The organism is Escherichia coli DSM 30083 = JCM 1649 = ATCC 11775 (assembly GCF_003697165.2).
GTDB classification, from domain to species: Bacteria; Pseudomonadota; Gammaproteobacteria; order Enterobacterales; family Enterobacteriaceae; genus Escherichia; species Escherichia coli.
Genome location: NZ_CP033092.2, coordinates 1,189,464 through 1,203,202 on the forward strand (window position 1 = coordinate 1,189,464; position 13,739 = coordinate 1,203,202).

Annotated in this window: 13 protein-coding genes; all 13 read right to left on the bottom strand. The window is 52.0% G+C overall.

From position 1 onward, the window contains the following. Positions 1-125: 125 nt before the first annotated feature. Positions 126-1,664 carry a multidrug efflux MFS transporter permease subunit EmrB gene (gene emrB, locus EAS44_RS06575; protein ID WP_001296316.1) on the bottom strand — a complete coding sequence of 513 codons (1,539 nt, stop codon included), beginning with the start codon at positions 1,662-1,664 and terminating at the stop codon, positions 126-128. A gap of 16 nt (positions 1,665-1,680) precedes the next feature. Then, positions 1,681-2,853: a multidrug efflux MFS transporter periplasmic adaptor subunit EmrA gene (emrA, locus tag EAS44_RS06580; protein ID WP_001295175.1), complete on the bottom strand. Its 1,173-nt coding sequence runs from the start codon at positions 2,851-2,853 to the stop codon at positions 1,681-1,683. Positions 2,854-2,979: 126 nt separating this feature from the next. Further along, the gene (gene emrR, locus EAS44_RS06585; RefSeq protein WP_029130953.1) at positions 2,980-3,510 is read right to left on the bottom strand and encodes a multidrug efflux transporter EmrAB transcriptional repressor EmrR; all 531 of its coding nucleotides are present in this window, start codon (positions 3,508-3,510) and stop codon (positions 2,980-2,982) included. A 90-nt stretch (positions 3,511-3,600) separates the two neighbouring features. Then, positions 3,601-3,936, bottom strand: a complete 336-nt coding sequence (gene ygaH, locus EAS44_RS06590; protein WP_000119759.1) for an L-valine transporter subunit YgaH — start codon at positions 3,934-3,936, stop codon at positions 3,601-3,603. Next, on the bottom strand, positions 3,926-4,663 hold the full coding sequence (gene ygaZ / locus EAS44_RS06595) for an L-valine exporter subunit YgaZ (protein WP_000445651.1): 738 nt from the start codon (positions 4,661-4,663) through the stop codon (positions 3,926-3,928). The genes ygaH and ygaZ overlap by 11 nt, the downstream gene beginning before the upstream one ends. Positions 4,664-4,786: 123 nt before the next feature. Next, complete coding sequence (locus tag EAS44_RS06600) at positions 4,787-5,971, bottom strand: MFS transporter (RefSeq protein WP_000165690.1); 1,185 nt, start codon at positions 5,969-5,971, stop codon at positions 4,787-4,789. 191 nt (positions 5,972-6,162) lie between these two features. Further along, positions 6,163-7,155 (bottom strand): glycine betaine/L-proline ABC transporter substrate-binding protein ProX, encoded by a 993-nt coding sequence (proX, locus tag EAS44_RS06605; protein ID WP_001216530.1) that lies wholly within the window; start codon positions 7,153-7,155, stop codon positions 6,163-6,165. A 57-nt stretch (positions 7,156-7,212) separates the two neighbouring features. Then, on the bottom strand, positions 7,213-8,277 hold the full coding sequence (gene proW, locus EAS44_RS06610; RefSeq protein WP_000774980.1) for a glycine betaine/L-proline ABC transporter permease ProW: 1,065 nt from the start codon (positions 8,275-8,277) through the stop codon (positions 7,213-7,215). Next, the gene (proV, locus tag EAS44_RS06615) at positions 8,270-9,472 is read right to left on the bottom strand and encodes a glycine betaine/L-proline ABC transporter ATP-binding protein ProV (protein WP_000985490.1); all 1,203 of its coding nucleotides are present in this window, start codon (positions 9,470-9,472) and stop codon (positions 8,270-8,272) included. The genes proW and proV overlap by 8 nt, the downstream gene beginning before the upstream one ends. Before the next feature lie 355 nt (positions 9,473-9,827). Beyond that, positions 9,828-10,787 (bottom strand): class 1b ribonucleoside-diphosphate reductase subunit beta, encoded by a 960-nt coding sequence (gene nrdF / locus EAS44_RS06625; RefSeq protein ID WP_000777929.1) that lies wholly within the window; start codon positions 10,785-10,787, stop codon positions 9,828-9,830. Between the two features lie 9 nt (positions 10,788-10,796). After that, positions 10,797-12,941 carry a class 1b ribonucleoside-diphosphate reductase subunit alpha gene (gene nrdE / locus EAS44_RS06630; RefSeq protein WP_000246589.1) on the bottom strand — a complete coding sequence of 715 codons (2,145 nt, stop codon included), beginning with the start codon at positions 12,939-12,941 and terminating at the stop codon, positions 10,797-10,799. Beyond that, positions 12,914-13,324, bottom strand: a complete 411-nt coding sequence (gene nrdI / locus EAS44_RS06635) for a class Ib ribonucleoside-diphosphate reductase assembly flavoprotein NrdI (protein WP_000080951.1) — start codon at positions 13,322-13,324, stop codon at positions 12,914-12,916. The genes nrdE and nrdI overlap by 28 nt, the downstream gene beginning before the upstream one ends. Further along, the gene (gene nrdH / locus EAS44_RS06640; protein ID WP_001223227.1) at positions 13,321-13,566 is read right to left on the bottom strand and encodes a glutaredoxin-like protein NrdH; all 246 of its coding nucleotides are present in this window, start codon (positions 13,564-13,566) and stop codon (positions 13,321-13,323) included. The genes nrdI and nrdH overlap by 4 nt, the downstream gene beginning before the upstream one ends. Between the last annotated feature and the right edge of the window lie 173 nt (positions 13,567-13,739).

Below are 13,739 nucleotides of genomic sequence, written 5' to 3' on the forward strand. Positions count from 1 at the left end.
CTCAGAACCGGTTAATGGTGAATGGAAGAGTTTGGGGCGGCGAAAAGATACACCGAATGAGTGGATTAAACAACCGTTTACAGTATGAGCAAATAAAAAGGGAGCCGCAGCTCCCTTTGACAACCTTAGTGCGCACCGCCTCCGCCGCCACCTGCGCCAAAGGGCGGTTTAGCAAACCACACCAGCCCCAGCAAGACGAGGAATATCCCGGCTGACATCCAGAAGATCTCATTGGCGGAAATAATCAGCCCCTGATTGGTGATCTGCTGGGCAATCCAGCCTGATGCCTGCTGTTGCGTCATACCAAGCCCTTCCAGTTGACTGTACATCGCCTGAGCATTCGGGTTGAACGGGTTTACCGACTCAGTCAACTGTGCATGGTGCAGTGACTCGCGGTTGGTCCACATGGTCGTGGTTATCGACGTGCCGATAGACCCCGCCAGCGTTCGCGTAAAGTTGGAGAGGCTCGATGCCGCCGCCAGTCGTTCCGGTGGCAAACCGGACAGCGTAATGGTGGTCAGCGGCATAAAGAAGCAGGCCACCGCAAAACCCTGGATAAACTGTGGCCAGGCCGACGCGCCAAAATCCATACCCGGTTCAAAGGTATAGGCACGCCAGTAGAAGCAGACGGCATACATAATAAAGCTGAAGGTTACCAGTCGGCGCATATCCAGTTTATGCGCAAAGCGGCCGATAATCGGCGACAGGATCACCGGAATAATCCCTACCGGCGCAGAGGCCAGCCCTGCCCACGTCGCCGTGTAACCGTAGACCTCCTGCAACAACTGCGGCAGCAGAACAATCGCGCCGAAGTAGAGCATATACGCGAGGCTGATACACAAGCAGCCGATGGTGAAGTTGCGCGACTTAAACAACGACAGATCGACTATCGGGTTATCGTCGGTCAGCTCCCAGACAATCAGGAAGCAGATAGCCACCACCGCCACCACGGTGAGGATGATAATTTCCTGTGATGAGAACCAGTCCAGCTCTTTACCGCGGTCGAGCATAATCTGCAGGCTGCCGATACCAATAACCAGCAGTGCCAGCCCCACGGCATCAATCCGCCGCCGTTCGGTGCGGGTTTCACGTCCGCGCAGAGTTTGCAGTGTCATCAACACCACCGCCACGCCAATCGGCACGTTGATGAAGAATATCCAGCCCCAGTGGTAATTATCACTGATATAACCGCCGAGGATCGGGCCGCAAATTGGTGCAACAATCACCGTCATCGACCACAACGCCAGCGCGATCGAGCGTTTGGCTGGCGGGTAGTTATTCAGCAATAGACTTTGTGAAAGCGGGATCAGCGGCCCGGCGACAATCCCCTGAATCACGCGGAAGAAGATCAGCATATTCAGGCTGCTGGAGACACCACACGCCCACGACGCAATAGCAAAGGCGATGGTTGACCAGAGGAACAATTTCACTTCCCCGACGCGCTTTGCCAGCCAGCCGGTAAGCGGGATCGAGATGGCATTCGCCACCCCGAAAGAAGTGATCACCCACGTTCCCTGACTGAGTGATGAGCCCAGATTCCCGGCGATAGTGGGGATCGCCACGTTAGCAATGGTGGAGTCCAGCACCTGCATGAATGTCGCCAGTGACAGCGCAATCGTCATAATGACCAGTTGTGCGCCTTCCAGCGGTTTTTGCTGTTGCATCACACGCACCTCTGGATTAGCCAGCGTTAGCTTTTACGATATCGTCGATCAGTTTATTGACAGGTGCCAGGCTGATTTCACGCGCGGTGCTTACCGCGACCGGTGTGGAACGTACTTTATTTGCCAGTACCTGACCGTCACGGTTAGTGGTATTGACACTCACCAGCGTGGATAAACCGATACGCAGCGGGTATTGCTCCAGCTGTTTCTGGTCCAGTTCAATACGCACAGGCAGACGCTGAACGACTTTGATCCAGTTACCGGTGGCGTTTTGCGCCGGAAGCAGTGAGAACGCGCTACCTGTGCCCATATCCAGACCAACCACTTTACCGGTGTATTTCACATCATCGCCGTAAATATCGGTGGTGATGGTGACCGGCTGACCGATACGCATATTGGCAATCTGCGTCTCTTTAAAGTTGGCATCCACCCACATATTGGTGGCTGGAACGACCGCCATCAGCGGCGTCGTTGGGCTAATTTGCGCCCCAGGCTGTACCGCGCGGCGGGAGACATAACCGGTCATCGGACTGACAATACGGGTACGCTCCAGCGCCAGCCAGGCGTTACGTACTTCGGTGGCAGCCTGTTGTACGGCAGGCTGATCTTCCAGTTTCGTCCCCAGAATCATCGCCTGATTGGCATTGTATTGTTGAATAGCGACGTCCAGTTGCGCCTGGGCACTGGTGACGGCGTCGCGGGCGTGTTGCAGCTCTTCGCGACCAATCAGGTTGGCATTGCCCAGCGGCACACGGCGGTTGTAGTCGCTTTGTGCTTTCGCGAGGGCGATTTTTTGCACCTCAATATTCGCCTGCAACTGTTTGCTGTTAATCATCAGCTGGTGGGTTTGGCGAACGCTGGAAGCCAGTGCAGTTTTGGCTTTTTCAAATGCCTGGCGAGCATCTGTCGGGTCGAGAGTGACCAGCACGTCGCCTTCTTTTACAAAATCGGTGTTATCAGCCCAGACTTTCGTCACGCTGCCAGACACCTGAGACATAATTTGAATCTGATTCCCTGCCACGTATGCGTCATCGGTTTCTTCGAAATGACGCAGTACTAAAAACCAATAAATCCCTATCGCTACGGCAATAATTATAAAGAGCAAGGTGAGAAGGAGGAGCAGACGCTTACGTTTGCCGCTCTTCTTTACAGGTTGCTGCGGGGTTTGAGTCTCCGCATTTGCGCTCATATTGTTCTCCACGATCTTCTTAACTCATCGGCTGAGCCGACCTGCTTGCCAAAAAGGCCAGCATGTTGCGATGCTGGCCAGTCATTTTTTCTTTTATAAATCTGGATTTTTGAGCGAGATGACGCGTTAGCTCATCGCTTCGAGAACCACACCGTCTTGTTCCATCTGGTCGAGACGGGAGAGCAATTTGCGGGTGATTTGCTCGAGCTGGTCTTTTTCTGTTGTGCTGAGCGCGGACCAGAGTTGATGCAGGCAGTTATGCTGCGGCGGTAAAACCTCGCGCAAAAACTCGTGACCTTTTTCCGTTAATTGCAGATGCAGGCAGCGGCGATCGTTATCGCTTTCACGACGTTCGATCCAACCGCGTTTTTCCAGTTCATCGGCAATACGCGTCGCGTTGGTACGGGATGATCCAAGAGCACAACTCAATTCAGAAGGCTGAATACTGTGGTTTTCCTGAGACTCCAGCGTAATCAACGCCATAAACAACGTCTCGTTAATCCCCTGAGCCTTCAGCATTTTATTGCAGTTTTCCAGCAGCTTGCTTTGCATATGCATGCAAAGACGGGTCAGAAGGATCTCCTGATAAGGAAAATCTTCGTGGCGGCTGGCGCGAAATTTTAGCATTTGTTCAATGGGCGTAAACGAACTATCCATTTGGGTATGACCTCATTAATTTCAGCCGATATAGTAACGACAGTGATAAATAAAGTAAATGTATTGTTTTAGAAAAATGATTCTTGTGGGTTATATAATCGCCATCACTTTCCAGGCGAGCCCATAGGCCAGCGCACTAAGCAGTGTTGGGATGATAATGCTGCGTGTTTTATAGAAACTGGCACCCAGTACCGCGAAGCCGACCAGTGTGGGCACGAAACGGCGTGTATCGTGCATCACTTCTGGTGCGGTAGAGACAACCAGCAGAGCGCATATCGAGGCGATGCCAATGGTGTCGAGCAATATGCCTATCGCGCCACGTTTGGTTGGGCGGGCATTACCCACACGCAGGCGCAGCGGCAAATAGCGGAAGCAATAATTCGCCGTGCCAACCAGTAACCCAAGCAGCAGAACCTCATAGCTCATCGGGCGCTCCTTGCCAGAATGCCTGGATTAACGCAGTGAGGCAGCCACAGACAATGCCTGCCAGAATGGCGACGGGAATAGAAAATAGCGTTACGCCTGCAAGGGCACCAACTAACGCTGCGGTAACGCAAAGAGATTGTTTGCGCTGGAAAGAGGCGAGCAGGAAACTCATAAAGAGTGCCGGAAGCATAAAACCTAATGCAGCTTCAACGGCGGGATATCCTTGCAGCAAGCCGCTGCCGGAGAATGCCCCTATTACCGTACCAAATACCCACGATGACCATGAACTGAAGGCAATGCCGATCATCCAGTTCTCGCTCCAGCGGCGATTATTGCGTACCAGTTTTGCGGTTGCGGCGGCAAAAACCTCATCCGTCAGGCCAAATGCCCACAGGGCGGTTTTCGATTTTTGCAGACGCTGAATAATACGGCTACGCAGTGACGGGCCATACAAAACATGGCGAACATCCATTGCCATGACGGTCAGTGCAGCAATCCACAAACTACTCCCGGCTGCCAGCATCGCGGTAATGACGAACTGGCTCGCGCCTGCATAAATGATGCAGGAGAAAAAAACGCTTTCGAGAGGAGAGAATCCCAGACGGGTCGCATTCAGACCGAACGCAAAGGCCACCGGAATATAACTAATAACAATCGGTAAACTGTCTTTGCATCCTTCCATGAAGGTCGCCGAACCAGGAGCAGGCTGTGGAGTAGGGCTTTCCATAGAGTGTACGCTTAACGATTGTTAATATTATAAATAGACTGAATGAATATCTTAACCTTATCAGACTGATGGGCTTCTTAACACCCTTATAAGTGTAAAGCCACGAAAACGGTTGCTGATTGCTTAATTTGCGGCTTCCTGACGATGAAAACCTCGCCACCAGACCAGTAAGTTAACCAGGGCAATCGTCGCGCCAGCCAGACACACGCCAGCCCAACCGCCATGTTGCCAGGCTGAGGCTGAAATTAGCGAACCAGCGGCACCGCCAATAAAGTAGCTGGTCATGTAACCTGCGGTCAGGCGATTACGCGCATCAGGGTGTATTCGATAAATTACCGTCTGGTTAGTGATATGCACGCCCTGCACGGTGAGGTCCAGCACCAGGATGCCGATAATCAGCGCCAGTACGGAAGTGTGACCAAACCAGATTGCCAGCCATGAAAGTAACAGCAGCAGCAGACCGAAAGTTGTGGTGTGGTGCGATTTGCCCTTATCGGCAAAACCGCCCGCCGGACGAGCGCCCAACGCTCCGGCAGCTCCCGCAAGCCCAAACAGACCAATTACACCATCGCTGTAGTTAAAAGGTGGAGCGGCAAGCAAAAAGGCCATTGAGGTCCAGAGAATGCTGAAGTTGGCAAAGGTCAGGCAGCCCAGCAACGCGCGGGTGCGCAGGATCTTATTGCTGATAAACATGCTGAAAACGGAACCCAACAACTGTGGGTAGTTGAGGTGGGTTTCTGATTTCATTTGTGGCAGACCACGCCATAATGCCAGCGCCATCAGTGCCATTAACATCGAAGCAACCCAAAAGACGGTGCGCCAGCCGCCGAGATTCGCCAGCAATCCGGCAACGGTCCGTGCGAGTAAGATCCCCAATAGCAGACCGCTCATAATGGTGCCAACCACTTTGCCGCGTTTGTCCGGTGAAGCCAGCGTCGCTGCCAGTGGAACCAGAATTTGTGCCACGACTGAAAATAAACCGGTTAATGCTGTACCGAGGATCATCATCGCCAGCGACTGACTGCTGGCAGTGATTAACATGCCGCCTGCTGCCAGTAAGGTCATCGAGACAATCAGGCGGCGGCGTTCAAACATATCACCGAGGGGAACAAGAAACAGCAGACCTGCGGCATAGCCCAACTGCGCGGCGGTAACAATAAAGCCTGCCGAACTGGCGGAAAGGGAAAAGTTACGCGCGATGGTGTCGAGCAATGGCTGGGCGTAATAGTTACTGGCTACCGCCAGACCGGTGGCGATAGACATCAGCACGATCAGCGCCGGGCTAAGCTCATGATTAGGTTTAGTCATTATTTTTGTTCATCAGGTGATGATTAAGCTGGAAATCAATAATAGCGGATGTTGATGAATATGGGATGAAAGATAGATTGTTGAAATGTGCGGTGTGGTTTGTAGGTATGATAAGACGCGCCAGCGTCGCATCAGGCATTGTGTACAGAGCGGCGGATGAGGCAAAAACGCCTTATCCGCCCGAATAAAAATTACTTCTGCGCTGCCAGCGCTTCATTCACCCAGCCATCGAACTGCTGCTGGTGGGCTTTGATCCAACCATCAACGTGGCCCTGAATATCGTCTTCTGAGGCTTTGCCGTCATGCATGATGGCGTTCTGGGCGTTAATATCAGCCACTGGTAACTGCATAATGGCAAACAGTTTCGCTGCTGCCGGGTTTTTCTCGGCCCAGGCTTTGTTGGCAACGATATGCATGGTACTGACCGGGAAGCCGTAATTCGCGCCATTCGGCAGTTTGGTATCGGCATTTTTATCGCCCGGCAGTGCGGAGAACGGCACCTGCAACCAGACCACATCTTTCCCCGGTTTCAGTTCGTTACTCACCCAGTACGGCGTCCAGGTGTAGTAAAACACCGGCTTACCCTCTTTGTAACGACTGATGGTGTCAGCCATCATCGCTGCGTAGTTCCCCTGATTATGCGTCACGGTATTGGTCAGTCCATACGCGGCAAGCTGGTGGTTGATCGCACCTTCGCAGCCCCAGCCTGGGTTACAGCCGGTTAAATCCGCTTTACCGTCGCCGTTGGTATCGAACAGTTTGGCGATCTTCGGATCTTTAAGTTGCGCGATGTTGGTAATTTTATACTGGTCGGCGGTTTTCTTATCGATCAGGTAACCCTGTGCCGCGCCGTTAACAAATACTCCTTCACGATAAAATTTCTTATCGCCACCGGCAGCTTCGTACATGTTGTCATGCAGTGGCGTCCAGTTCACTGCGGTGAAGGTTGCATCGCCGGAAGCAAGCGAGGTGTAGCCAACGTTGTAATCCACTTCGCTGGGTTTATTGACGGTATAACCTAATTTCTCCAGCGCGCGGCTGACCAGCAGCGTCTGGAAAGTTTCTTCGGTGATGGTGCTCTGAACCGGATTAACAGTAATGCCTTTGCCCGGCAGGTCGGCAGCAAAAGTTTGTGTAGAGATAAGCGTGGCAAACGCTGTCGCAAAAAGTACGCTATGTCGCATTGTTATTCCTTTTTTTGGCAGGGTGATAACGCCCGGCGTCACCGGGCAAGTGCAGAGTTACTTAATGAATGGGCGGGTCAGCAGACCGACAGGGCCAGTGGTGTACCAGCGACGGTTGCCACGACTGCGTGAGTCGCGCCCAACGGCCTGCGTCAGGCGGTCGAGGATAATGGCGAGGATCACAATCCCGACGCCGCCAACGGTGGCAAGCCCCATATCCAGACGACCGATACCGCGAAGTACCATCTGACCCAGCCCGCCGACGGCAATCATCGAGGCGATGACCACCATAGAAAGGGCCAGCATCAGCGTCTGGTTAACGCCCGCCATAATGGTTGGCATCGCCAGCGGTAACTGAACTTTGAACAGCATCTGGCTCGGGCTGGCACCGAATGAGCGCGAGGCTTCAATCAGATCCGCCGGAACCTGGTTAATTCCCAGAATCGTCAGACGGATAATCGGCGGCAGCGCAAAGATGATCGTCACCACCACGCCCGGCACGTTGCCGATACCAAACAGCATGACGATTGGCACCAGATAAACAAACGCGGGCGTGGTCTGCATGGCATCAAGCAGTGGACGAATAATTTTCGCCGCTCTCGGACTTCTCGCCAGCCAGATCCCCAACGGCAAACCTATGACGATACAGAACAGCAGGGCTGTTAACACCAGCGCCAGGGTAACCATTGCCTGTGACCAGGCACCGATTGCGCCGATGGCAATCAGCGAAACCAGCGTCGCCACGCCCATTCCGACCCCGGAAATCTGCCAGGCGATGAGAGCGAAAACGATAATCGCCACCGGCGCGGGCATACCCAGCAGCAATTGCTGGAAACCGTTGAGGATGTAATCAACCGGAACGCGCACGCCCTGAAAGACGGGACGAAAATGGGTAACGACCCAGTCGATCCCTTCAGTGACCCAACTGTCGAGCGGGATCAGCGTTTTATGGAACGGATCGAGAATATTAAAATGCTCGACGTTTGGCGCAGGCGTACTGGTCAGCCAGTCAGCGCCACCGCCGTCAGTCGGTGCAGTCGCCGGTGTACCCCAGGCGTCTGCGGATTGTGCAGCACTGTCCGCCGCTGGCGTGGTATCCCACGGATTATTTTGATCAGCCATTATTTACCCCCTCACGATCTAAAGCGCGCAGCAGCATTCCTTTCGAAATGATGCCGACATACTGTTGGTCCTCGTCGACCACGGGCACCGCACAGGGTGCCTGTCCGACATGAGAGAGCAATTCGCTAAGAGGCGTTTGTGCATCGACCGCTAACGGCGCATCAATCAGCGCCGCATCAAGACCTTGCTGCTGCGTTAACGCGGCTTTAAGCGAATCGATAGACACAGCGCCGACAAACTTATTACCGCGTTCGATGACGTAGCCATATTCGCGATCTTCATCCTGCAATAATTTCAGTGCCGAACGCGGGCCGAAGCCGGGGGTTTTACGAATTAAGCCGTTCGGTGTACGACGGGCAATATCTTTCGCACTGAACACCTGGCTAATATCGACGCCACGGAAGAAGGTTCGGACATAATCATTCGCCGGATTATTAAGAATTTCATCCGGTGTACCAACCTGCACCACTTCACCATTTTGCATAATGGCAATTCGGTCACCAATACGCATAGCTTCATCGAGATCGTGGGAAATAAAGACAATGGTGCGCTGATGTTTCGCCTGTAATTTTACCAGCTCATCCTGCATCTCGGTGCGAATTAATGGATCGAGCGCCGAGAAGGCTTCGTCCATTAATAATATATCCGGATTAATCGCTAACGCGCGGGCTAATCCCACTCGTTGACGCATCCCGCCAGAGAGTTCATCCGGGTAGCTGTGGGCATAATTTTCCAGCCCGACCTGACGCAGTGCATCAAGGGCCTTTTCCCGGCGTTCTTCGGCATTAATTCCGGCCAGTTCCATACCGAACGCAGTATTGTCCAGCACGGTCATATGCGGCATTAAGGCAAAGGACTGGAAGACCATCGCAATCTTTTTTCTGCGCACCTCACGGAGTTCGGCGTCGGATATTTTGGCAATATCCACACCATCAATCAGCACTTGCCCGCGGGTGGGTTCAATCAGGCGATTGAGAAGGCGTACCATTGTGGATTTACCCGAACCGGATAATCCCATGATGACAAATATCTCGCCTTCTTCAATGGCCAGACTGGCGTCTTTTACGCCAAGCGATAGCCCAGTTTTTTCCAGAATTTGTTCTTTTGAAAGTCCTTGTTCGATATATTTGAAAGCTCGCTGTGGATGCTCACCAAATATTTTATAAAGATTTTTAATTTCTAATTTAATTGCCATGCAATAGAAAGATTCCTGTTATTTGTTTATGTCGATACATTACCCAATGGAAATAGTCACTTTTTTCTACCCTAACATACTGAGAATCTGAGGCAACCCCTGAGGGCAAATGTGGCATGAATATTGATGTGAGCAAATCGCCGGAATTTCCCATGATATAAGGGCTGAGAGCAAATCGAGAAAAGTTGATATTTTTTGTCAAAGATAGCAAAAAAACGCCTGAATATTGTGGTTTCAGGCGAATAATGCAACAGAGTATCAGTGTAGATCACCACAAATTATTTACGTGATATAAAGCTATTTGGCGGGAATTATTTCCCTGCAGCGGGTAGTGATATTTTTGAAAATAACCCCCTCAGAAATTCCAGTCTTCATCTTCTGTTTCGACCGCTTTTCCCATCACATATGAAGAGCCTGAACCGGAAAAGAAATCGTGATTTTCATCGGCATTCGGCGAAAGCGCGGCGAGGATTGCCGGATTCACTTCCGCCATTTCTGCGGGAAATAGCGGTTCGTAGCCCAGATTCATCAACGCCTTATTGGCGTTGTAACAGAGAAACGCTTTTACATCGTCAGACCACGGGGTTTCGGCGTACAGCTCATCGGTATATTGCAACTCGTTGTCATAGAGTTCCAGCAACAAATCGAAGGCGAAACTCTTCAACTCTTCACGCTGTGCCTGGGAGATCTTTTCCTGGTTTTTCTGATATTTATAGCCGATGTAGTAACCGTGGACTGCTTCATCCCGGATAATCAGACGGATCAGGTCTGCGGTATTGGTTAGCTTTCCGCGGCTGGCAAAATACATCGGCAGCCAGAAACCGGAATAGAACAAAAAAGATTCAAGAAACACACTGGCGATTTTCTTTTTCAGCGGATCATCACCGCGATAATGTTGCTGAATAATCTGTGCTTTTCGCTGCAACGGCGCGTTTTCTTCGCTCCAGGCGTAGGCGGCATCGACATCTTTGGTCTGGCACAGCGTCGAGAAAATTGAACTGTAAGAGCGGGCATGAACCGCTTCCATAAAGCTGATATTTGATAATACCGCCTCTTCATGGGGGGTGAGTGCATCGGGCATCAGCGAGGGCGCGCCGATAACATTTTGCAGCGTGTCGAGCAGCGTCAGGCCAGTAAAAACGCGCATTGTTAGTTGTTGTTCTACGACACTTAATGTCTGCCATGCAGGAATATCGTTCGACAGTGGCACCTTTTCTGGTAGCCAGAAATTGCTGGTCAGGCGATTCCACACCTCCAGATCTTTATCGTCAGATATCTTGTTCCAGTTGATGGCGCTGATACGTGAGAGTTTCATAGATATTCCTTAAAGTGCACAGGAGACGCAGCCTTCAATTTCAGTGCCTTCCAGCGCCATCTGACGCAGGCGAATGTAATAGAGCGTTTTGATACCCTTGCGCCAGGCGTAAATCTGCGCTTTGTTGATATCGCGAGTGGTGGCGGTATCGGGGAAAAACAGCGTCAGCGACAGCCCCTGATCGACATGGCGAGTCGCTTCCGCGTAGGTGTCGATGATCTTTTCTGCGCCGATTTCGTAAGCGTCCTGATACAGCGCCAGATTTTCGTTAGTCATAAACGGGGCAGGGTAGTAAACGCGTCCTGTTTTGCCCTCTTTGCGTATCTCTACTTTCGCCACAATCGGATGAATACTCGACGTGGCATGGTTGATATAAGAGATAGAACCGGTTGGCGGCACCGCCTGGAGATTCTGGTTGTAGATACCATAGCGCATCACGTCGTCGCGCAGCTGTGCCCACATCTCACGGGTAGGTAACGTAATACCGCTACGGGCAAACAGTTCGCCAACTTTCGCCGTTTTCGGCTGCCAGTTACCTTGCAGATATTGGCTGAAATATTCACCACTGGCATAGCGTGACTGTTTGAACCCGGCGAAGGTTTCACCGCGTTCGCGCGCCAGCAACATCGAGGTACGCAGTGCGTGCCAGGTGATGGTATAGAAATAGAGATTGGTGAAATCCAGTGCTTCCGGCGACCCATAAGCGATGCCTTCTCGTGCCAGATAACCGTGTAAATTCATCTGCCCCAGACCGATGGCGTGTGAGGCGGCATTTCCGGCTTCGATGGACGGCACGCTGCGGATATGACTCATATCTGACACCGCCGTTAAACCGCGTACGGCAGTCTCTACCGTGCGGGCAAAGTCGGGGGAATCCATGGTGTGGGCAATATTCAACGACCCTAGATTGCAGGAAATATCATGTCCTGTACGAGCATAGTCGAGATTCTCGTCATATTCTGAGGCGCTGTTAACCTGCAAAATTTCTGAGCAGAGATTGCTCATATTTATGCGCCCGGCGATAGGGTTAGCACGGTTAACCGTGTCTTCATACATGATGTACGGATAGCCAGACTCAAACTGGATTTCTGCCAGTCGCTGGAAGAAATCACGGGCGTTGAGGTATTTTTTGCGGATGCGTTCATCGGCAACCAGTTCGTCATAGTGTTCACTGATGGCGACATCGGCAAACGGCTTGCCATAAACTCGCTCTACGTCATAGGGCGAAAACAGCGCCATCTGCGCATTCTCTTTTGCCAGATGGAAAGTGATATCCGGGATCACCACGCCCAGCGACAGTGTTTTAATGCGGATTTTTTCGTCGGCATTTTCCCGTTTTGTATCGAGAAAACGCAGAATATCGGGATGATGAGCATGTAAATAGACTGCACCAGCCCCCTGACGCGCGCCGAGTTGGTTGGCATAGGAAAATGCGTCTTCCAGCATTTTCATCACCGGAATCACGCCAGAAGATTGATTTTCAATACGTTTAATTGGCGCGCCCGCTTCCCGCAGATTCGACAGCAAAAATGCTACGCCGCCGCCGCGTTTCGACAGTTGTAGTGCGGAATTTACTGCCCGGCCAATCGACTCCATATTGTCTTCAATACGCAGCAGAAAACAGGAAACCAGTTCGCCGCGCTGCTGCTTACCGCAGTTGAGGAATGTTGGCGTGGCTGGCTGAAAGCGTCCTGACAGCATCTCATCAGTGAGCTGCGTCGCCAGTGTTTCATCGCCTTGTGCCAGCGTCAGCGCCACCATCGTGACGCGATCGGCAAAATCTTCCAGATAACGCTTACCGTCGAATGTCTTCAACGTATAGCTGGTGTAAAACTTCCATGCTCCGAGGAATGTCTGGAAACGAAAACCGCTGGCGTGCGCGTGGGCAAACAGCGTAATGACAAAATCGCGAGAGTAGCGATTAAGGACGCTTTCATCATAGTAACCTTCGTTAACCAGCCAGTTCAGGCGCTGCTGCTGGCTACTGAAGGCCACACTGTTCGGACGCACATGCGTCGTCATAAAGGCGTCTACGGCCTGGCTGTCTTTATCGAACTGAATGCGACCTGCGCTATCGTAAAGGTTAAGCATCGCATTCAGAGCGTGATAATCCATCGTTTCCTGCGTCAGGCGTTCTGCGGTTGTCGTTGCCAAAATTCGGTTACTCCTTTACGAACGTTTTCGATATCGCTTTGCGTACCCATGAGTTCAAAGCGGTACAGCCACGGCACGCTGCATTTCCGGGCAATCACATCTCCGGCGCGGCCATATGCCTCACCAAAGTTGCGATTACCCGAAGCAATAACGCCGCGCAGCAACGCCCGGTTATGCTCGTCGTTTAAAAAGCGAATGACCTGTCGTGGCACCGCGCCAGCCGTACCGCCGCCGCCGTAAGAGGGCACGATCAGGATGTAAGGCTCGTCTACCTGAATCCGTTCCCGCTCATTGAGCGGGATGCGCACCGCGGGCAGCCCTAAACGTTCGATAAAACGCTGCGTATTTTCGGAGCTGCTGGAAAAGTAGACGAGCTGGCTCATGCACTGGCCGCGTGTGGCGCTGGATGCAGACGATTGATCATGTCCGGGCGGAAACCAGACCAGCTAAGATCGCCTGCAATCACAACCGGCAACTGACGAAAGCCCTGAGCACGCAGCGCTTCTGCCGCTTCAGGAACGCGATCGACATTAATCATTTCAAAATCAAAGCCCCGGTTTTCCATCGCCCGTTTGGTGGCGTGGCACTGGACGCAATCGTTACGAGTGTAAATAGTAATGCGCATGATTCGTATTTCCGTTTAAAATGAAGATACGGCGCGATGATACGCGTCGGGTTGTCTCTCTGTTGATACAGAGATACTAGATGTAGTTGAAAAAAGATTCAACCACACAAGATATGGGAATTTTAGATTGATTACGCCACCGATGAATGGCTCAACGGGGTAGGGGATTTTGT